The 21,856-nt window shown below is 38.1% G+C and carries 22 protein-coding genes; 3 read left to right on the plus strand and 19 right to left on the minus strand.

The features are described from left to right. Positions 1-15: 15 nt before the first annotated feature. The 19 genes from HCG69_RS17445 to HCG69_RS17535 all read right to left on the minus strand — a co-directional run bounded on the left by HCG69_RS17445 (position 16) and on the right by HCG69_RS17535 (position 18,288). The gene (locus HCG69_RS17445) at positions 16-462 is read right to left on the minus strand and encodes a YhcH/YjgK/YiaL family protein (RefSeq protein WP_221651102.1); all 447 of its coding nucleotides are present in this window, start codon (positions 460-462) and stop codon (positions 16-18) included. Between the two features lie 35 nt (positions 463-497). Further along, positions 498-1,163: a DUF2461 domain-containing protein gene (locus HCG69_RS17450; protein WP_025866402.1), complete on the minus strand. Its 666-nt coding sequence runs from the start codon at positions 1,161-1,163 to the stop codon at positions 498-500. Between the two features lie 276 nt (positions 1,164-1,439). Continuing rightward, entirely contained in the window at positions 1,440-2,033 is a 594-nt protein-coding gene (locus tag HCG69_RS17455; RefSeq protein WP_221651103.1) for an aminotransferase class IV family protein, read from the minus strand. Continuing rightward, positions 2,017-3,000, minus strand: a complete 984-nt coding sequence (locus tag HCG69_RS17460; RefSeq protein WP_221651104.1) for an aminodeoxychorismate synthase component I — start codon at positions 2,998-3,000, stop codon at positions 2,017-2,019. The genes HCG69_RS17455 and HCG69_RS17460 overlap by 17 nt, the downstream gene beginning before the upstream one ends. Before the next feature lie 157 nt (positions 3,001-3,157). Further along, positions 3,158-4,855: an alpha-amylase family protein gene (locus HCG69_RS17465; protein ID WP_221651105.1), complete on the minus strand. Its 1,698-nt coding sequence runs from the start codon at positions 4,853-4,855 to the stop codon at positions 3,158-3,160. Positions 4,856-4,867: 12 nt separating this feature from the next. After that, positions 4,868-5,926 carry a Gfo/Idh/MocA family oxidoreductase gene (locus HCG69_RS17470; protein ID WP_221651106.1) on the minus strand — a complete coding sequence of 353 codons (1,059 nt, stop codon included), beginning with the start codon at positions 5,924-5,926 and terminating at the stop codon, positions 4,868-4,870. Further along, entirely contained in the window at positions 5,917-6,726 is an 810-nt protein-coding gene (locus HCG69_RS17475) for a patatin-like phospholipase family protein (RefSeq protein WP_002560317.1), read from the minus strand. The genes HCG69_RS17470 and HCG69_RS17475 overlap by 10 nt, the downstream gene beginning before the upstream one ends. Before the next feature lie 160 nt (positions 6,727-6,886). Then, positions 6,887-8,410 (minus strand): 4Fe-4S binding protein, encoded by a 1,524-nt coding sequence (locus tag HCG69_RS17480; protein WP_221651107.1) that lies wholly within the window; start codon positions 8,408-8,410, stop codon positions 6,887-6,889. Positions 8,411-8,414: 4 nt separating this feature from the next. Further along, positions 8,415-9,344 carry a DUF362 domain-containing protein gene (locus HCG69_RS17485; protein WP_221651108.1) on the minus strand — a complete coding sequence of 310 codons (930 nt, stop codon included), beginning with the start codon at positions 9,342-9,344 and terminating at the stop codon, positions 8,415-8,417. Positions 9,345-9,429: 85 nt separating this feature from the next. Continuing rightward, entirely contained in the window at positions 9,430-9,825 is a 396-nt protein-coding gene (locus HCG69_RS17490; protein WP_221651109.1) for a phosphoribosyltransferase, read from the minus strand. A gap of 4 nt (positions 9,826-9,829) precedes the next feature. Next, a complete protein-coding gene (locus HCG69_RS17495) occupies positions 9,830-10,339 on the minus strand; it encodes an ECF transporter S component (RefSeq protein ID WP_221651110.1) in 510 nt (169 codons plus the stop codon). A 69-nt stretch (positions 10,340-10,408) separates the two neighbouring features. Further along, positions 10,409-11,530, minus strand: coding sequence for a DUF362 domain-containing protein (locus tag HCG69_RS17500; protein WP_221651111.1), 1,122 nt, complete (start codon positions 11,528-11,530; stop codon positions 10,409-10,411). A gap of 175 nt (positions 11,531-11,705) precedes the next feature. Further along, positions 11,706-12,122 (minus strand): DUF3788 family protein, encoded by a 417-nt coding sequence (locus HCG69_RS17505; protein ID WP_221651112.1) that lies wholly within the window; start codon positions 12,120-12,122, stop codon positions 11,706-11,708. A gap of 439 nt (positions 12,123-12,561) precedes the next feature. Beyond that, positions 12,562-14,094: an ATP-binding protein gene (locus HCG69_RS17510; RefSeq protein ID WP_221651113.1), complete on the minus strand. Its 1,533-nt coding sequence runs from the start codon at positions 14,092-14,094 to the stop codon at positions 12,562-12,564. 175 nt (positions 14,095-14,269) lie between these two features. Then, a complete protein-coding gene (locus HCG69_RS17515; RefSeq protein WP_221651114.1) occupies positions 14,270-14,941 on the minus strand; it encodes a vancomycin high temperature exclusion protein in 672 nt (223 codons plus the stop codon). Then, positions 14,941-16,140, minus strand: coding sequence for an MFS transporter (locus HCG69_RS17520; RefSeq protein WP_221651115.1), 1,200 nt, complete (start codon positions 16,138-16,140; stop codon positions 14,941-14,943). Before HCG69_RS17520 ends, HCG69_RS17515 begins: the two co-directional genes overlap by 1 nt. A gap of 104 nt (positions 16,141-16,244) precedes the next feature. Continuing rightward, entirely contained in the window at positions 16,245-17,093 is an 849-nt protein-coding gene (locus tag HCG69_RS17525; protein WP_221651116.1) for a hypothetical protein, read from the minus strand. Positions 17,094-17,109: 16 nt separating this feature from the next. Further along, positions 17,110-17,559, minus strand: coding sequence for a GNAT family N-acetyltransferase (locus tag HCG69_RS17530; protein WP_221651117.1), 450 nt, complete (start codon positions 17,557-17,559; stop codon positions 17,110-17,112). A 15-nt stretch (positions 17,560-17,574) separates the two neighbouring features. Further along, complete coding sequence (locus HCG69_RS17535; RefSeq protein ID WP_221651118.1) at positions 17,575-18,288, minus strand: DUF169 domain-containing protein; 714 nt, start codon at positions 18,286-18,288, stop codon at positions 17,575-17,577. Positions 18,289-18,536: 248 nt separating this feature from the next. On the opposite strand from HCG69_RS17535, the gene HCG69_RS17540 reads away from it, so the two are divergent. From HCG69_RS17540 to HCG69_RS17550, 3 genes are all read left to right on the plus strand, one after another. Then, positions 18,537-20,039 carry a glutamine synthetase family protein gene (locus HCG69_RS17540; protein ID WP_221651119.1) on the plus strand — a complete coding sequence of 501 codons (1,503 nt, stop codon included), beginning with the start codon at positions 18,537-18,539 and terminating at the stop codon, positions 20,037-20,039. A gap of 136 nt (positions 20,040-20,175) precedes the next feature. After that, the gene (locus tag HCG69_RS17545) at positions 20,176-20,892 is read left to right on the plus strand and encodes a DUF4396 domain-containing protein (protein ID WP_221651120.1); all 717 of its coding nucleotides are present in this window, start codon (positions 20,176-20,178) and stop codon (positions 20,890-20,892) included. A 77-nt stretch (positions 20,893-20,969) separates the two neighbouring features. Beyond that, positions 20,970-21,539, plus strand: coding sequence for a Crp/Fnr family transcriptional regulator (locus HCG69_RS17550; RefSeq protein ID WP_221651121.1), 570 nt, complete (start codon positions 20,970-20,972; stop codon positions 21,537-21,539). The last annotated feature ends 317 nt before the right edge of the window (positions 21,540-21,856 follow it).

The following is a 21,856-nucleotide window of genomic DNA, read 5'->3' on the forward strand; positions in this document are numbered from 1 at the left end:
TCAGGATGAGTTTGATTATGCTTTCACTTTTACAATAACTTTCTTTACACCATCCGGAGTAATGCCTGGAGCATGTCCGTCCTGCGGAAAGAAAATAGCAAACATACCTGGCTTAACAGCCACATATGTCTCTGCTAAACCTTCAAAGAAAGTAATGTCTTTTTCGGCATTATAAGGAGCATCGGCAGGTACACAGTCTTTACCGGGAGTGTATCCCATTATTTCTGTTCCAGAAAGAGGAATTTGAATATCGATGAATTTGTTATGAGTTTCAAGTTTGGCTTGCTCTCTAGCCTTTGGAGTAGTCTGAGCGATGTTTACTACCAGATCCGCACCTTTCAATTCGGTCTTGCCTACTTCCATAGCATAGAGGTCATGAGACTTCAAGAACTCAATAGCTTGTGCGAACAAAGGATTCAGTGACGCGTATTTTTCCAGGTTTTCTAATGTATCTACTACCATAGTTATAAAAGTTTTTAAGTTATTATTAGGTATTATTATTCGAAATCATCAATTGTGTAGTTAATAAAATCAGCAAAGCGTTTAAACTGTCGAAAAGCGTCTTCTGTTTTATCCAAAAAGTCGGGAGCAAGAAAGAACTCGTCAGGTACATTGTAAGCACAGGTATACTCCTTACATTTCAGATAATCAATGTATTTAAAATCTTTCGGAAAACCTTTGGGGGCAGTTTTCAGGAAGTCTTCTCCTATCACCGGAAAGTATTTTTTAAACTCAGGATCTTCTACTATGGCAATATATTCATCTATATTGTCGTAAATAGACTGACGGACTGCTTTCAAAATATTAGGAGGTAAACAAAGACTTCCTCCTGCCAACATACAGGACCCATTCTGGATATGCACATAATAGCCACAATGATCGGATTTTTTTCCTTTGGCATTGATATATCCGCCAAAATGAATTTTGTATGGCGTTTTATCTGATGAAAAACGGGTATCCCGATAGATACGATAGGTACAATCTTTGACTTGTACACCTCTGATACTCTCATCAAAGAGGCCGATACGGGAAATTACAGCTGCCAAAAGATTTTCGAACTCTGTACGGGCGGTTTCATACTCATCACGGTGCTCGTTAAACCACTCACGGTTATTATTTGCAGCGAGATTTTTTAAAAATTGAAAGATAACAGGCATGTTCATTGTCATTCTTTTCTATATCTTTATTCTACAAACGTACGAATTTTATTTGTAACAAACTAAAAAATGCAATAAAAAAGCATCGACTTAAAGAAAGCCGATGCTTTAACACATTTATCAAAAAAACAGACGCTTCTGTTTCTGACGTACTTACTTATCACAAGCTGGTACAATCTCTTTTAATTAATCTTATATCTAATACTATGAAAAACACATCTATATAACACACCCCAAAAGGGTTTTGTTCGTAGTTATAATCTTTTTTGCTGTTAATAATAGTTATACAATAATATGATCACCAACCGGGAACTCTATCTTTCTGAAAGTAATCATTGCATTAAATAAAGTGATGCGGGAGTAGGTAAAAAGTTGTTTCAAAGTTATTTCTTCTTCTTTTATAATTTGTTGATCCAACAGAAATGCTCTTTGTGTACCTTTCAGTAAAGGAGCTTTAGGAGTATGCCACTCTGTACCATTATAAAGGGCTATGTTAGCAATGGAAGTGTCGGTAATCAGTTCATTTTTAACAATGAGTATATCATCGGCTGTTTCCCGTAAAGCATAAAGTTGATTCAAGTATTCACGGTCAATACTTTTATAAGTATAATCTATTTCGTCGGAACGGACCACACGAAGTGTATTAATGTTACGAATAGAATAGGGGGCATACGTGATTTCTCTGATTTCTTTATCGTATACCACTCTGCACTTTATTACCCCTTCACCTTGTATAGGCTGGATGTAATCAGCGAGGTCCAAAGTAGCACAGTTTTTCCAGAACCAATTTCTGGTCCGATTTAACCTCTTATTGTGATAGGCCAAATTGTGTATTACCCCATTCTCTATTCGTATGGTTTCAATAAATAGGCACATAGACTTTTTGTTTCATTTCATTGTATTCACTTTCCAGATCGCTTTTACAGGTGATTCCTCCCCCGCTTTTGAAATAAAGTTTATCTCTCTGTTGCTCAATAAAGCGTATCATTACAGCACTGTCGAGGTTCTCACCATCGAAATACCCGGTAATACCAGTATAGAAACCTCTTTCATATGTTTCCGCACGGGCTATAATATCCATTGTCTTTTGTTTGGGAGCACCTGTAATAGAGCCTGCAGGTAATAGTTTAAAAAGAATGTCTCCCAACTGTGAGCGATAATTATCAGGCAAAATACCACTAATTTCCGAACTTGTCTGTAAAATAGGACCGGAATTTGTCTGCAGTGTATCGACATAACGATAACGGTTCACAAACACTTTTTCTGCAACCAGACTCAGATCATTACGTATCAGATCTACAATTGTAGCGTGTTCTGCCGCTTCCTTCGGGTCATTCATTAGTTGTTGACATGCAGATGGGAGAGTAGCATCTATCGTTCCTTTCATGGGGTATGAACTAATCTTCTTTCCATTGATCCGAATAAATATTTCAGGAGAGAATACTACAAAGGCATCTTTTACCCATAGCTTATACATTGCTTTGGAATGAAGGAAAATATCTTTTAACCCAAAGTTGGTCGTAATTGGAGTATTACAAGTCAGATTCGTTAGAAAACTATTACCATTATGGATATTCTGCATAACGTAGTCAAAAGATTCCTTGTATTGGCTTAGTGGCTGGGGAGCAATTTGCCACTGTATTACTTTATTACAAAGCTGAGTCGGTGGTTGGTTAGTAAAACCGTTAAAATTATACAATACGAGTGAAGAGTCAAGCCTGTCTGCTTCTTCTATATACGAACAACTTTGCAGATAATTAATGATAAAAATAAAAGGTTTGCCTTGTTTGGACAGATAGTTAATCCTCCGAATGGCTTGTTCTTTATTGTATGATTGTAACATATAATTTCCGTATTAGAGCATTGATAAGATATGGAAAAACAATATACTATAATCTATAACACAAAAGTACGTATTTAACAGGGTGTTAAATACGTATTTAAGTCACTATTAAATACGTACTTTATATGTATAAAAGTACGTATTTTTTAAAGCTTGATTAGATGATTATTTTCAATATCTTTCCGCTATGTCTGCTCAGTGAAACCTCTGTTGCTTTATAAGGAAGCAGACAAATATTTTCTTTCTTTCCGGTCAGTAAATCCGTAGCCTCGTAAGAATCCATCTGAGGAATTTGCAAGAAGTCAAAAGCATGAGACGGTACATTTATGGCAATGTCTACCGGCTGACCATCAAAATTGACAATAATGAAAAGTAATTCATTTTTAGACTTACGCAAAAATGTATATTGCTTGTGCTCATTGAATCTCCATCCGTTTTGGTTGGCGTACATCAAGTCGAAGAAAGCTCCTTGTACAATAGCCTGTTCTTCGTTGCAAAGAGTCAGAATCTTCTGGTAGACAGCGTACAGGGATTTTTGCTCCTCCGTTAGCATCTTGCCATCAAACTTACCTTCATTCCGCCAACGGCGTATGGTATCTACACTCCAATAATCAAAAATAGTAGTACGCCCGTCGCGGCCGCTAAAACCTTCACTATCCATACCCAGTTCGCCAAACTCCTGTCCGAAATAAATCATCATCGGGTTTGTATTCATACAGGCTGACACAATCAGAGCCGGAATACCTTTACGAGGATCACTTGCAAAAAAATCCGAAGCAATACGCTGTTCATCATGATTTTCAAGGAAGTTGAGCATACGCTTCTCAATTCCTCCCAGGCTTTGCCAACTGCGGGTTATAGCTGTAGCAGAATCATAGCCGCATGCTACATTACGTAGTGTATCATACAATCCCACTTTATCATACAAATAATCAAATTTACCACGGAACAGATAATTCTGGTATTCTGCCGGATTGTAAACTTCTGCAATGAATAACAGTTTGGGATGTTTCTCTTTTACTTGAGGGATTGCCCATTCCCAAAACTCTACCGGTACCATTTCTGCCATATCACAGCGGAATCCATCTATGTTCTTTGAAGCCCAAAAAAGAAGGATATCAAGCATCTTTATCCATGTATCCGGAATAGGGGAGAAGTTACAGGTGCCTCCGTTAGGATAATCTACGCCATAATTCAACTTCACCGTCTCATACCAGTCGTTGATATTGGGATATGCATCAAAACGGTTGTTGCCGGTTGCTTTGGCGGGATATTCCCGATAAGGTTCCGCAGCGCTTCCCTTCATATCGAACTGTCCGTGAAGTTCTGATTGTGGAATATAATAAAAGTTGTTGTACGGACTGAAAGCATACGTCGGGTCATCGTTTGCTCCCAGTTCTACTGTCCCATCGGGCTGTGCATCAGAATGATACTGACGGGCCACATGATTAGGTACAAAATCAATGATCACTTTTAGTCCGGCACGGTGTGTACGGTTCACAAGGTTCTCAAACTCTTTCATCCTACCGGGAACGTCTGTTGCAATATCCGGGTCTACATCATAATAATCCTTGATAGCGTAGGGAGAACCTGCTTTACCTTTCACAATAGCGGGATGATCCGGACGGATATTATACCGACGGTAATCAGTTTGTGTAGCATGTTCAATAATACCCGTATACCAGATATGTGTTACACCTAACTTTTGTATCTCACCCAATGCTTTTACTGTAAAGTCTGCCATCTTTCCACAGCCATTTTGGGTAATATCACCGTTATTGATGCAATGATTATTGTTATTTCCAAACAAGCGGGTAAGCACCTGATAGATAATTATTTTCTTTTCGTCACTCATGTTATATAAGATTTATTTTAAGCTGATAACTTTACCTTCCTGTTGGCTTTGATAAGCTGCCTCAATAACACGAATTACATTCAGAATATCACGCGCTCCTGTCTGTAATGATTCTCCAAGGCGAAGGTGTTCATATATGTTCTGATAAAACCCACCGTAATTTCCGGAAATACCCGGATATTTCCGGCAGATCTCTTTTCCATCAATCTCTGTATGTATTAATCCCCATTCTTCTTCTGTTTCTTCTCCCCATTGAGGTTGATCGGGCATTTCACCACGCAGTAAAGCAGCTTCTTGTTTGTCGACTCCATGTTTTACAAATGAGCCTAAAGTTCCGTGAAGAACAAACCGGGGCTCAGCTTCCCGCATTAAATAACTGGCTTTTAACGTAACTTTTACATCCGGAGCCAATGAAGGACGAAGAAAACGAATCATAAAATAATCATCAACCTTTCCATTGGCGCGCATTGTAGCTATATCGGCAAAAACAGCCTCCGGCATACCAAACAATCGGATGGCTTGATCGATGAGATGGGAGCCAAGATTATAAGTTAATCCGCCACCTGATTCTCCTGTCTCTTTCCAGGTGTTAGGTTTGATAAAGTTACGATAGCGTGCAAAAGTAGATTCATATTCTACCAGTCGTCCCAGCAGCCCTTTGGAAATGATTTCCTGTACAGTCCGGAAGTCTGCATCCCATCTCCGGTTTTGATATACACTAAGCATGAGTCCTTTTTCGGTAGCCAATGTTATCAACTCTTCTCCCTCTTCCGTAGTTGAGGTAAAAGGTTTCTCAACGATGACATGCTTTCCCGCTTCAAGAGCCAAACGGGCATATTCATAATGCGTACTATCCGGAGTATTGACTACAATCAACTCTATTGCAGGATCTTTTATCAACTCTTCGAAACTGCGTACAATCGTAGCACCAGGATAGCGTTCCTTTGAAAGCTCCTTATTACGCTCTACTATTTTACAAAGTTCAAAATGAGGATTGGCACTGATAAACGGAGCATGGAAAACTTGTCCTGACATTCCGTAAGCAGCCAGACCTACTTTTATTATCTCCATATTCTTCCTTTCTCCTGAAACAGATTTTCCAGTATTTCATTGGCCGTTTTATATCCTTGATCAAATATCTCCTCTGCCTTCTCCAACTCCCGGTTGCTATATCCGTTCAAGTTGTACGGTTCTATTAACAGATCGCAAAGTTCGCGTTCCGGAAATGTATTGGCACGAAACATGAAATGATAGGATCGCATCGCAATACTAACAATATTCATTTTATATTTCTCTGCTTCCAGAGGGCTGACATTGATGGCAACTACTTTTTCACATTCTTTACGAAGGGTAGATACCGGTAGATTCATCAACAACCCACCATCCACGTAATGTGTACCGTTTATTCTGACTGGCGTAAACATTACCGGCATACAACATGAAGCAGCAACCCGCTCGGCAATGCTGCCTTTCCGGAAATGCATACTTCGTCCGTGATCCAGGTCTGTAGCCGTTATAATAAGGGGGATTTGTAACTCTTCCAGCTTCTGAGCTTTCAGATTACTTTTGAGAAAATCTATAAATTCTCCCAGTTCGAAGAGTCCTACTTTGGGAATCACCATCTTTGTAAGATCCTGAAATTTATGTCCGGAAAAGTAGTCCAGAACTTTGTGGGGTTCGTTACCATCAGCATAAAATACACCGGCCAACGCACCTGCACTCACACCCGAAATTATATCCGGCCTGATATCATGCTCCAAAAGGGCCTGCATCACTCCTAAGTGGGCAAAGCCTTTAATAAACCCACCACTAAGTGCATATCCTATCTGGAATTTTCTGTGTTCCCAATCGGTAGTTACTACATCCTCCATTTGCTTCATTTTATATTGTTCGCCACGAAATTAGTAAAATTCTGCAAAGAAGAACTTGATATAGAGAAAAAAGTTCACCACTGATAACACAGATTAGTACTGATTGTCTCTCCGGAAAGAAAAAATCAGTATTAATCTGTATCGTCAGTGGTGAATATAATCAGAATCCGAATCCGTCTATCTCGACCTCTTCATTTTCTGTTTCTTTAAACGGTTTAGCTGCTTTCTGTATCGGATTACCTTCTATATAAACTGCACGGAACGGACGAGAGGGGCATACATATTCACAACCGCCACATCCTACACAGATATCTGTATTCACATGAGGAATCGTCAGTCCACCTTTGTACGGCACCATCGCTATAGCTTGTGTCGGGCAATGTTCTGAGCAGGCACCACAACTGGTACCATCTGTATACACAATACAGTTTTCTTCAATAAAGACTACATATCCCATTTGAGTCAGATGTTTCTCCTCCACAGTCAATGGTTTTATGGCTCCATTGGGACATACATCTCCACAAACAGTACAGTCAAAGTTACAAAATCCCTTTTCAAAATTCACCGTAGGTTGCATGATTCCTCCTAATCCATATTCTGTGAATGCAGGTTTCAACACATGCGAGGGACATTTACTAACACAAAGATGGCAAGATGTACAGTGGTTCTGAAAGTACTCACGACTAACAGATCCCGGAGGCGTTATTGGATTCTTCTTTTGATATGCCTTTTTGCCTCCCAACAGAGTTGCTGCTGTCTCTTTAACTTGTGCCAACACTTTGGGTGCAGTAGCTGCTGTTATTAGCCCTGTCATTAAAAAACGACGTTTAGAATTATCTGCGGCCTCTTTGGGGGTAGATACTGAAATCGGAGCATAAACCAACGCATGCTTATTACATACTTCCAGACAGTCAAAGCAATCTACACAACGGCTATAATCAACAACATGGTTTTTACTGTCTATGCAAGCAGCTTTACACTTAGTTGCACACAAACCACAACCATTACACTTATTTTGATCAATCCGAATTTTAAATAGGGAAAAATGGCTTAGTAATCCTAAAACAGTTCCTACCGGACAGATTGTATTACACCATGTACGCCCATGTTTCCAGGCAAGAAATAGGATAATGATAAAAGTGAGTAGTGCTATCACAAGTGAAGCCACACTCAAAACAGAAGCATCTACCTGATAGAAGGTATAATTTTTAAATTGAGAAAATACAGACTCCAATAAATTATTGCCCAACATATACACCGGCTTAAACACATTGACTGCTATCCGGCCGTATGCACTATAAGGATCAAGCAGCCCAAGTATCGCAGTAAAACCACAGAAAAAGGAAATAGCTGTGATCCCTACAACAATCCAACGTAGAATATTCTTTGCCGGACTATAACTATATCTTTTCTTTTTCTTTCCAACAAACTTTGAGCCCCGTGCCACTACATCCTGAAAAACACCCATGGGACAAATAGTAGAACAGTAAATCCGCCCGAACAGTAATGTCAATACAATTAGAAAAATCAGTATACCAATACTAAAGGACAAAAGCGCCGGAATGAACTGAATGTGTGCCAGTCTATGAAAACTATTGGGCAATATACCCGCAAAATCCAGGAAATAAAATGTAATCAGCGTAAACAGAACCACTGATATACCTATACGTATTTTTCTCAACATGTGTTTATAACTTAATTCGCTTCACGTTCAGTTTGTCCAGATTCATTGTACCTATTTTCAAGGCTTCCCCTTTGGCAAGATGCCCTACGGTATCCAAAGGCATTTCGCGTACTTGATTGAAAAATTTAGCGGCTGCTGTATCTACGGCTACGATATCAGGTGAGATAAAAAGCCCTTTAGCCAGTACAACATCTGAGGCTGAACGTCCACGCGGACCATTGGTTTTCATAATACGGTAAGCATCTACCACATTCAATACTGCCTTTTTTTGCATAGTGCAGATATCAGCTATGCATTGTTGCAAATCATTCTTATGAAAATAACCTCTATCCCATACTATTCCCATATGATTTTTCATCGAAATAGTAAGGTTTGCACCACCATGATTTTTTAAGACAGGCACATTGATCCATACATCACTATTCAATATAGCTTCGTGTATTTTGGCTTTCTTCAGATTTTTTCCTTTTGGCAAATCCACAGAACGGTAATATGATTCCAGATGGGCAGGCATTACTTTGGCTCCGGCAGCTTTAGCAGCAGCTTCAATTCCGCTGTTCTTATAGCATTTTTGCCAATCGTCACAAGTATGGTCAAATACAGTAACTTCTTTGGCTCCGGCGGCAAAACACTGTTTTACAATTTCAGCAACCAATTTAGGATTGGTATTGCCAGCTAATTCCGGAACTTTATCCCACCCTATATTGGGCTTTACCACAACTTTCTGCCCCGGTTTCACAAACTGTTTCATACCTCCCAGTTCAGCAATTGCACGCTGAAACATCACTTCCGGTTCTCCACCCATTACAGCTACGAGATCAGGTTTACCAGTATTATTTACGGCTTGTGTCAGTACTTCCATTGCTTCTGAGCGCTGTATAGTCATTGCCGCACCCGCAATTGCTACTGTTTTCAGAAAATCTCTTCTGTCCATCTTTTATTTTCTATTTATTCCCTACAGTCATGACCATTATCCGATCTGTATCACATAGGTACGTTATCTATTTACAATCTACTATTCAGATAATCCACGGAAATTTAAAACAAGCTTCATCAAAAAGAGCATAGTCTGCATTTCCGTTAACGGCGAAAGTTTTTATCATTCTGGCTTCTTGCATCAGTTCTTTGGCCAATTTTATAGTAGAACCGGTTTTTATACGGTCATCTACCAAGAGAATACACTTATCTCTGAAATCGAAGTTAATTGGTACCAAAAGTTTGGGCTGATCATACTTTGGATGTTGATATTCATCTCTCAAATTGATTTTCAACAAATGAATCTCTTTTTGTAAACGCTGATTAATGATACCCGCCGGAACAATTCCACCATTGGCAATGGCTACAATCATATCAAATTCATCCTCGAATGTGATGGAACGAAAACGTTCCATCACCTCATCAAATGTTTTTGCCATATTGTCAGATTCTTGCAATAGCTTTGAGCAGTGCATAGCCACCAAACCATTGAATAAGCATTCCCGGAACACCTATACGGAAATCTTGTACAGCAGCAAAGAAATTTCCTAAATAAGCCCATTCAAGGGCTGTACCTACAACCTGATAAGACAGTACTGCAAGCAAGATAGCTAATAACGAAACTTTTTTTGCATAACGGGCAGCCAATGCAGAAGCTCCCGCAAGTAAAGCAGATTTAGTAAGAATAACAGGTAGTACAGCTGCCGAAGGCATTGCAAATAGTAAATGATTGATAACTGGTGATAAAATAGCAGTCAGCAAGCCTACACGAAAGCCATATTTATACGATGCGATTAGTGTGAAAAAGTAAATAGGCAATAGGGTAGGACCACCGGCAGGTACCAAATGACACAATTGAGGTAATGCAATATTGCCTGCTACAAATAGCAAAGCGAACAAATACGTTTTCACATTACTGTAATTCAAAGAATAAAGTTTAACTGTTGTTTCCATTTCTATTCTGTTTTTGATTGATAACATTGTATTTAAAATTAGATTGTATATTCAAAGAATGGTTTAATTTCACACACGAATTAATTCATAATCCATTGTTCCTAATCCTATTTTCTCTGCATGTTTTAATCCAGCCAACCAATCCGTATCAGGATGCATCAGATGGAATTTATCACAACCGCATAAATCATCCTGTTCATGTTTGTCAGATAAGCGGTTTCCACTATGCAGAATAGGTGCTTGTATCACTAAGTCGGCACAAGCTTTATCCAGAGCTACCGGATCGAAAGATGCCAGAATCCCTAAATCGGGTACAATAGCAGCATCATTATGATTCCAGCAATCGCATTCCGGAGATACATTCATAATAAAACTCACATGAAAGTGCGGTTTACCTTTAACTACAGCAAGTGAGTATTCGGCTATTTTGTAATTCAGGCGTTCAGAGGTATCTTCGTCACCCATTACAGCTGCATCATACTGACACAGGGCAACACACTGCCCGCATCCGATGCATTTTTTGTAATCGATTTCTGCTTTACGATTTACATTCAAATGTACGGCATCATGTGCGCAATGTTTTACACAGATATTACAGCTTTTACAATTATTGATATCAATTCGGGGTTGAGAAGCGCTATGCAACTCCAACTTTCCACCTACACTGGCACATCCCATTCCGAGATTCTTCAAAGCACCACCAAATCCAGTTTGTTCATGTCCTTTGAAGTGATTCATGCTAATAATAACATCAGCATCGGCAATAGCCGTTCCTATTTTGGGAGCTTTGCAATACTCTCCGTTTAGTGAGATTTCCTTGCAGTCAGTGCCTTTCAGCCCATCGGCTATAATAACCTGACATTGTGCCGAAATGGGGTTAAAACCGTTTTCCATTGCACTCTGTAAATGGTCAACGGCATTGGCACGCCGCCCGGAATACAGTGTATTACAATCTGTCAAAAAAGGTTTTGCGCCAAAGCTACGTAGTAGGTTGGCCATTCGTGCTGCATAATTCGGACGTATATATGCCAGGTTTCCCGGTTCCCCGAAGTGAATTTTAATAGCCACAAAGTTATCTTTAAGAGGTATGGTTCCAACACCAGCTTGCTTTACCAGCCGCTCCATTTTGTCAAGTAGATTGGAGGTAGGGGTAGTCCGCAGATTTGTAAAATAAACTTTTGAAGTGTTCATAATTTTATTCTTGTAGCGTATATACTATCAAAGGTTAATTAAAAAGATATTTGAATAGCATATTGCAAATATATCATTTATCCTTTATTTATTCTTCTATAGAAAATAGATCGAATAGCTATTGATACATTTTCTATAAAGATTGAGAGAATATTAATAAAGAGCCTCTCTCTTTTTATTTCAAACTCTTTTTAAAGCGTAAAACGGTTAAAACATCTTCCAGCTTTTCTTTATCACTAACTGCTATTGACATCGGCAATAATTTGCCAATGGATTTCATTTTATAAAAATCTTCTTTTATATAATCCGATATATTCAGATCCGCAATAGCGGTTAAATGTCTTTCCATAAAAAAAAATGATACTCTGAAGAATCCACCGTAAATATGTAACCAACCCATATTCTTCTTCTTGAACATCATTTTACACAACCAGGCCTTACCATCTTTGTAATAATTCCATTCCGGCCTTATCTCCATAGTAATCAATAAAGCATTCAATTCTTCAAATGTCGGGTAACTACCACACAAAACAGCTTCTAAGACCTTTTGTGTTGGAAGTATGTTTTCATCTCTCAGTGCCAATGTTTCCATTCTTGCGTATTTTTTGATTATTCATTGGAAAAATCATGTTATTGTGCTGATACCCATAGCTCAGTAATCTTTAATGCTGATGCAAAAATAAGAGTTTTTTCTTTGCTTGCCCTATAGAACTTCACAAATCAGTAATAAAGGTACATATATCAGTAATCGGTATAGCAATCTATTAATAAAATCGGAATAATTTTGTATCGTAGATAGCCTGCAGTATTGAAAAAAACTATTAATAAAGAAATATTAATCTCTGTTATTACCAATACTTGCCATACATTGGTTTTCCCCGTACATTGAATGCACTATCAGGTATCAATGAGATAATTCCTGAAAATTAGTAATTCTGGGGTTACAAAAAAGAGTGGGTAAACAAATGATTTGTTGCCCACTCTTTTTCTATGATTATAAAAGAGTTATCTTTTCTTAGAATATCAGATATTTACTTTTCACTCATAGAAACGATACTTTTGGGTGGTAAAGTAAACCAGAAAGTAGAACCTTTACCTTCCTGTGAGAAAACTCCTATATTACCACCCAAATGAGAAACAATGGTTTTACTAATAGAAAGTCCCAAACCTGTTCCTTGTATAAAACTGTTTAATTTAACGAAACGTTCAAATACCTCATTCACCTTATCAGCTTGTATGCCATATCCTGTATCTTCTACATAAAAATAGAGTTCACCTGACGGACTCAACTTATAACCTATGTGAATATGTCCCTGAGGAGTAAATTTAATAGCATTATTTACAAAATTGTGTATCACTTGTAGCAAACGATTGCGATCACTATTCACTATGCATTCCGGCAGATGGTCAGTAAAGGCAATCTTCAGCTCCGGATTGTTTGCTTTCATTTGGGCGGTCTGTGCTACCTCGGCCAGTAGATTATTTAAATCAATATCAGAATAAACAAACTCCAAAGTACCTGCTTCGATCTTAGACAAATCCAGAATATCACTGATCAGCTGCAGAAGAAGAGCATTATTATTCAAAATAATTCCTGCATACTCTTTTTTTTCTTCCGGATTATCTGTTTCCGTCAATAACTCTGAGAATCCGACAATAGCATTAAGCGGTGTTCTTATTTCATGGCTCATATTTGCCAGAAAAGCAGATTTCAGTGTATTGCTTTGTTCTGCTTGTTCTTTGGCAAGTCTTAGAGACTCTTCCATGTTTTTCTGTTTCGTAATGACCATACCGGAACCGATTACACTAATAGGACGTCCTTTTACATCATACCTGAAAACTGTTCCTTGCTTATTTACCCATTCATATTCACGGTCATTATACCAATGTATTTGATACACTTCATGAAATTCGGTTCGCTTTCCTTCACGTAACTCTTTGAATACAGTTGAAATGTGTTCACGAAAGTCAGGATGAACTTTTTCCAGATATTCATCAATAGAAATGTTGTATTTCCCATTATTATCAGGTCCCGAAGCACTCTCATGGTGATAGAGATTGTAATCGGTAGAGAAGGTATGCGTCACCAGATCGGCACTCCATGGCAATACTTCGGCAATGCTCAAAGCAGATGAAAGTATTGAATTACTGGTCTCAAGTTCTTCTTTAGCCCGGCTAAGAGAAAGTTGTGTACGTTCTAATTCCAATTGCGAGGCATACGCTTGAGGAATATCGTGCGCGGTCATTATTACTCTATTTCTGTCAATCGGAGAAATTTGGATTTCATAACAATGTTTATTTCCGTTTTCTTCCAGATCAAGTTCAAAAAACTCAGACTTTCCGGTAGCAATAGCTTTCCGGAAATGTTTCATACAAATTCGTCCCGTTTCCCAATCCAGAAAGGTTTCTATTTTTTTGCCAATCATTCCCTCCGGATTAAATGGTAAGTTACGACTGGGATTAATAATATTCAAAAGTGTAGCTTGTTCATTATATACAAATATCATATCTGGCACAGTTTCTATAGTATGCTCATGTGCTCCTGTAAAAATTATATTATCCATCTTTTTTATCTCTGGTTTTGTATCAATCTAATCTGTTTCAATATAGTAGGCTACCAAAGTCCTTCTCTTTTTCCTATAAAAGAATAACAAATTATTGATTAAAAAGTTTTTAGGAGTATTATTTTATGTAAACCACTCCCTCATTAAACCATAGATGAAAAAATAGATGCATATATTATTTAATAATAATTTTTTCTCCCAGATATTTAGGACTCTTATTTGTATATAAGTCCAGGAATAATTTAACTCTTGCAAATTTTTCACGAAGCTGTGTTTTAAAACCACTGTAGGCATTCACATCTTCTGCATTAAAACCCACTACCTGTAAATCTCTGGCTTGCGCTATATAAATGGCCCGGCGATTATGAAATTCTTGAGATATGATGGTAAAACTGGATTGACCGAAAATCTTTTCCATACGCACTACAGAATCAAGTGTTCTAAAACCTGCATAATCCAGATAGATTTTATTTTCAGGAATACCTTCTTTCAACAATTCAGTTTTCATGTCTTCGGGTTCATTATAACCCTCACGACTGTTGTCACCGCTAATAACAATAGCATCTATTTTCCGTGCTTTAAAGAGAGCAACAGTTGCCTGTATTCTGTTCCGGAAATACTGATTAGGATTACCCGAACGCAGAGTTTTGGAAGTTCCCAGTAATAGTCCGACTTTGTTATAGGGAATGGAAACCGGATCCTTATAGACCAATGAGTCAGTAGTATATTCAACAATGTAATTAGCAGCCATCGTCATTACAACAATCAAAAGTATTCCGATTGGAACAGCCCATTTGAGTCTTCTTTTCCACCTGCCAGTTTTCTTTGTTTTTATCTTACTCATCATTATTTTATTTTTTTCAAATCTGGTAGAAACCAAGTAACCAACCCAAGCAAAGGCATGAAAGCACAAACATTATAAACAGCTTCAATGCCGAATTTGTCTGCCATATTCCCCAGCACTGCAGAAGCAATACCAGCAACTCCGAAAGCAAAACCAAAGAACAAACCGGAAATCAATCCAAGTTTATTAGGAAGTAATTCTTGTGCATATAACAGGATAGCCGGGAATGCCGACGAGAGCATCAGACCAACACAAAAACTAAGTACTACTGTCCATACAAGACCTACATGAGGCATCAACATGCTGAAAGGGGCCGTACCAAGAATTGATACCCAGATAACATATTTCCGCCCAATGCGATCTCCAATAGGACCTCCAACCAGTGTTCCGATAGCTGTAGCAATCAAAAAGACAAAAAGGAAAAGCTGTGATTGCTGAACACTGACTCCAAACTTATGAATCAGATAGAACGTGTAATAGCTGTTCAAACTTGCCATATAGATGTATTTGGAGAAAATCAGAATAAGCAGAAGTGTAATAGAAAAAACAGTCTTGTTCATTGGCAATGGCATAGCAAAATGTGCCTTCATAGTGACAGATTCACATTTTATCCGGTTTAAATATTTTTTATACCATCTGCAAACGGGAATCATTACCAGAATAGCCAGAAATGCCAAGATAGCGAACAAAGCTATGTGATGACGCCCATAAGGAGCAACCAATAATGCCACCAACAGAGGACCTAATGAACCACCCAAATTGCCACCTACCTGAAACAAAGATTGTGCAAGGCCTCTTCTTCCTCCGGAAGCAAGTGAAGTGATGCGTGATGCTTCCGGGTGAAGAACAGAAGAACCGATACCAATCAGAAATACAGAAAGAAGTATCCAATGCAGATTGGAAGCAAAAGCAAGATTCAACATCCCTGTCATTGTGAAAAGCATTCCTGCGGGAAGCGTCCATGCTACCGGACGTTTATCAAAAAAAAGCCCGAATACTGGTTGGAATACCGATGCTGACATTTGATAAACCAATGTAATCAACCCGATTTGAGCAAAACTTAAAGCTAAATCGTCTTTGAATAGGGGATAGGTTGCTGTTATGACAGATTGCAATAAGTCATTCAGACAATGAGAAATACTTAGTGCTATCAATATAGGAAAAGCAATTGAACTGACTGGACGTTGTGGATTTTGTATCATTTTGTGACCTCCTGTTATCTCTATATTCGTGAAATTGGCTGCAAATGTACAAAAACACAGCAGGTCTACACTAAATGAAATACTAAATAATTATTTTTTTCAGGCTATAAAATGACTTCTTTGTATAAAGTTCCGTTAGTTCCGTTGTAAATTGCTCCCTGATACATATTGACTAACAGGTTACTATAATCCTGTAGAATAGTGTTACTATCCTTCGATAAATTGGCTGTTAATATTCCGCTTCCAAGTATCCCTGGATTACAAGGAATGGTATTTCGTTCTATTATTTCAAGAATTAACTCTACACAAGCACATCCCTTTATTTTATTGTTTCGGAGGCCATTAAGAATATATGCATTCAATTGCTCTTTCACACTCAAAGTCATAAAGCCATACCATAAATAACACTTTATACCTGCCTGTGCCGCTTCAAGAAACACATCAAAATAAGTAAAACCTCCCGGTTCTCCGGATTTATTTATTTCATACGGATCAATGTGTATAAAAGAAGAGACAGGAAGAGACGGTAATAGCTCCATCGTTCCTCCGATAGAATCCTGATTGAATGTTCTTATTCGGTTTCTAAATCCGTCTCGTAGGGCAAATGCTTCAATGTTTTTCAAAGGTTCCTTTTCGATATCAAAGAAAAGCAATTCATCCGAAGGAGAATTCAGAATATTCATGGCCAATCCGGGAGAACCTAAATACAAATGATCCCGGTATGCCTTTCTTTCCAAATTCAGATAAATTGAATCGGTAAATTTATTATATTCTGATACTTTATTCAGAAAATGGCAGATACCATATTGTTGCTCCAAACTATTACTTAGCATATATTCTGCACAGGCAGAATTCGTCTCTACATATAGGTCCGGTTTTTCTCTCTTTAGTACTTCACACAAAATGACATGTTTGAATACATCTGCTTGTTTTCCAAAATGCGTATAGGGCATAACGTTATTATCTTTTTTATTTTTGTCGTATGTATTTCATTGGAGTATACCGGATTCCATCTGTCAACTGCTCTTTTTCAACATCTGTAAATCCCAACTTGTGATAGAATCCCACTGCATAGCGAGAGGAATTGACTGTCATTTCTTTTGCTTTACTATTTTCTAAGACTAAATTGAATAAACTACGACCTACTCCCCGGTAGTGAAACTCCTTGTTTATAAAAAATAATGAGATGTGACTTCCTGTACTTCTTGTTGCAATAATGCCCACAAGTTTATTGGCATCAAAAGCGCCATAAGCATCAAGACTGTCCACCATTTCTTTATCATCAATGAAATTACGGAAGTTTTTCAATCCTTCTTCACTACAATCCGTATTATCAAATTCTACAAAAACATCCCATGACAACTGCATTGCAGTAACTTTTTCATGTTCTGCCAATTTTCTAACTATAATAGAATCCATATTAGTTTTGTTTTTTTATTGAGGTTGCATACGCTCTCTGATTTTTCCCCAGGCATGAGTATCGAACAGGCAACTACTACGCATGGTTTGATACATTTCTCTAAAACGGGACATAGGAATTGTATAACTTAATACATCCGGTTCAAAGTAAGGGCGCACGGATGGATCAAAGAATCCCACAAAAGTTCTCCTTCCACCTTTCCGGTTTTCAAGGATTGTTTGAGTCACTACAGTACTACAGCCGGAACCGAATTGTGATGTAACTGCATCCTCTGAGTTATTATCGAAACAAGCCCATGTCGTAAGTCCGGAAAGCATATCAGGTGTTGCGAGAAATAAAATTCCTTCAATTTGATCGAAAGTATCTACCTTATTTATAGGTGCAAAGTGGAGATAATTCTTTGCAGTCCTTGGTACCCCCAAACGTTCAATAAACTCTGTTACCATCTCTGGGGTCTGTTTGTATTTCTCTTTCAGGGAAACAAAAGTCGGCACATGTTCCGGCATATCGGTAAAACCTGTATAAAACTTTCCACCACCACATCCGATAACATCTGCATTTAAGCTGATAATATGTCCGTCTCTTACCTTTTTCATGTTCTTGAAGAAACAACCATTGATCTTTTCTGTCTGGCTTTCAGGAGTATCAGAGTACCAAAATACGATTGGTAATTCTGCCACCTCTCCAAAAGCTTCCCGGTAGTTTGCTATAAATGTTTTTATTTCCATTTTCTGAGTTTTTTTAAGAGTTTTACTAAGTAGAAGGGCAATATTCGCAAATTTAAGATAAAGAATGGTATTTATCAATGAACAAGCGTTAAATAGCTGGAAAAAGAAGATAATAGCCGAATCGCTAACATTTGTTAAGCAAAGGTGTTTTATTATCAACATATATAACTCAACTAACTAACTTTTTGTTATCTTTGGTTCAAAATATAACTGTTAACCATGTAACAATAAAAAACAACCGACGTATTATGAACCAAGAACTATCAATGAGCCCCCATTCGCTGGTGGCCTTTCTTCAGAAACCAGCATCCGAATTTACAAAAGCTGACATCATCACTTATATTCAGAAGAATGACATCCGGATGATCAATTTCATGTATCCTGCAGCAGACGGACGATTGAAGACTTTGAATTTTGTCATCAACAATGCTGCCTATTTAGATGCAATCCTGACATGTGGCGAACGTGTGGATGGCTCCAGTCTGTTCCCATTTATAGAAGCAGGTAGTAGTGATTTATATGTAATTCCCCGGTTCCGTACAGCTTTTGTTGATCCTTTTGCAGAATTGCCAACAGTTTCCATGCTTTGTTCTTTCTTTAATAAAGATGGTGAACCCCTGGAAAGTTCTCCCGAATATACATTACATAAAGCTTGTAAGGCTTTTAAAGATGTAACTGGTATGGAATTTCAAGCAATGGGAGAATTGGAATATTATGTGATCTCAGAAGATGAGGATATGTTTCCGGCAACTGATCAGCGTGGCTATCATGAGTCGACTCCTTATGCCAAGTTTAACGATTTCCGTACAGAATGTATGGCATATATTGCACAAACGGGAGGGCAGATCAAATATGGTCATTCAGAAGTTGGCAACTTTGCGCTGGATGGCATGATATATGAACAAAATGAGATAGAATTCCTTCCGGTACGTGCAGAAGATGCAGCAGATCAATTGATGATTGCAAAATGGGTGATTCGTAACCTAGCCTTTTCTTATGGATACAATATCACATTTGCTCCTAAAATTACTGTTGGAAAAGCAGGATCAGGTCTGCATATCCACATGCGCATTATGAAAGACGGACAAAACCAAATGTTAAAAGAGGGCGTACTATCCGAAACTGCCCGTAAAGCAATTGCCGGTATGATGGTACTTGCACCTTCTATCACTGCTTTTGGAAATACGAACCCTACTTCTTACTTCCGTCTGGTACCACATCAGGAAGCTCCTACCAATATTTGTTGGGGAGACCGCAACCGTTCAGTATTAGTACGTGTTCCATTAGGTTGGTCGGCCAAAACTGACATGTGTATGCTCGCCAATCCATTGGAGAAGCCTGCCAATTATGACACTACTCAGAAGCAAACTGTAGAAATGCGTTCTCCGGATGGTTCGGCAGATATTTATCAATTGATAGCCGGACTTGCAGTGGCCTGCCGTTATGGTTTTGAAATGGAAAATGCACTAGATGTAGCCGAAAAGACTTATGTCAACGTGAATATCCACAAACAAGAGAATGCAGATAAGCTGAAAACGCTGGAACAACTTCCGGACAGTTGTGCGGCATCTGCAGGTTGCCTTGAGAAACAACGTGCTTTCTTTGAAAAATATAATGTATTCAGCCCGGCTATGATTGACGGTATTATCACTAAGCTGCGTGCATACAATGACAGCACATTGCGTAGTGATATAAAGGATAAACCCATAGAGATGATGGAATTAGTGGAAGAGTTTTTCCACTGTGGATAACGCATTACCAAATTTTATAAACAAAGGGTCCCGGTATTCTGCAAATGCCGGGACCCTTTGTTTATTTACTACCGGTACAGTGAACCATTTAAAAAATCGACTGTTGTACTTACAATTATTTTAAAACTATAAAAGTATGTTCAATCTGATTGCTGTATTTTTTGTTTGTTCCGGAATTGGTATTGCCGTTCATATCGCATATGATCTTACCTGCCATAAACAATCTATGAAAATAATGAATGTAGTGTGGATATTAACTGCATTATGGGGAAGTTATCTTGCACTATGGGCTTACAATAAATTTGGGCAAAGTATAACCGCTAAAATGATAATGCCTGAACAGAATATGACTGGTGAAAGCATGAAGATGGACATGAATATGGAAATGGATATGAGTAAAACTCATCCACAATGGCAGTCTGTTGCTCTTTCTACTTTACACTGCGGAGCGGGATGTACGTTAGCAGATATTGTCGGGGAGTGGATTACGCATTATATTCCCATAAGCATTGGTGGCAGTATGATTCTGGGTAATTGGATACTTGATTTTATTTTGGCTTTGATAATAGGAGTTTATTTTCAGTTCTATGCTATTCGGGAGATGGAAAATCTCTCAGTTTCAAAAGGTATAGTCCGTGCTTTTAAAGCAGATTTCTTCTCATTGACCTCCTGGCAGGTAGGTATGTATGGTTGGATGGCCATTGTTTATTTCATACTATTTGTAAATTTCCCGTTAGCAAAAGATTCATGGCAATTTTGGTTTATGATGCAGATTGCTATGCTCTTCGGTTTTATTTGTGCTTTCCCTATGAATGTTCTGCTCCTAAAGCTGGGGATTAAAAAGGGGATGTAACGGATAATGGAATGCACTTCTGTTATTTTTCAATATATTCTGTAACTTTGTACAATAAATAGTAGTATAAAGTAGCAGTGAGTGATTTTAATAAATATACGTCCAAAATTGATTATTCTGCAATAATAGAATTCGTACTTCAGAACGGAGAACTGATGCATTATAAAAAAAGAGAGTACTTCAACCGCCAAGGCGAAGTTTGCTATAAAATGGGGTATGTTGCTTCCGGTTCTTTTCGTTATTATTGTATCAACAGTGCAGGAGAAAGCAAAGTAGTAGGATACACATTTGAAAATTCCTTTGTTGGCAATTATCCGGCTTGTCGTCTTGAAGACCGTTCAAATGTTGAGATACAAGCACTATGTGATTGTTCCGTATACGTTATTTCAAACAAGCAGATCACTCAATTCTATGAACAGAATATTGAGAATCAACGGTTGAGCAGAAGTATTGCAGAAACATTGCTGTGGGAAGTATACGACCGTATGATTGCTATGTATAGCATGACGCCCGAAGAACGTTATATAGAAATCCTTGACCGTTGTCCTGCGTTACTCAATCTTATCTCTCTCAAAGAACTGGCATCTTATCTTATGATCTGTCCCGAAACATTAAGTAGGCTCCGAAGAAAATTAGTACAAAAGTAAGAACCTATCTAAATTTGCTGAGCTTTCTCTATCATTGCCTGATTCACAAGCAATAACCTTATGACAGGGATTATTTATAAAAAGGCTAAGTCATGTTGTGATTTCAGATACATATAAATGCTAAATAAACAGATAAAGAGATCGTTTGAGTGTTGAAAATACACAACATTTCAACCTCTTGTCAAGACATTGATAATCAAGACATTGTCTCTCTTACTTTTTCCTCTACGAAGATCGACTCGTTCCTCTACCATTATCTTTGCCATGGAAAACATAGTTCTTTATGAACGTTAATAAGAATAAATTTCTTAATATTG

This window comes from Bacteroides sp. K03, from assembly GCF_019734355.1.
Taxonomy (GTDB): Bacteria; Bacteroidota; Bacteroidia; order Bacteroidales; family Bacteroidaceae; genus Bacteroides; species Bacteroides nordii.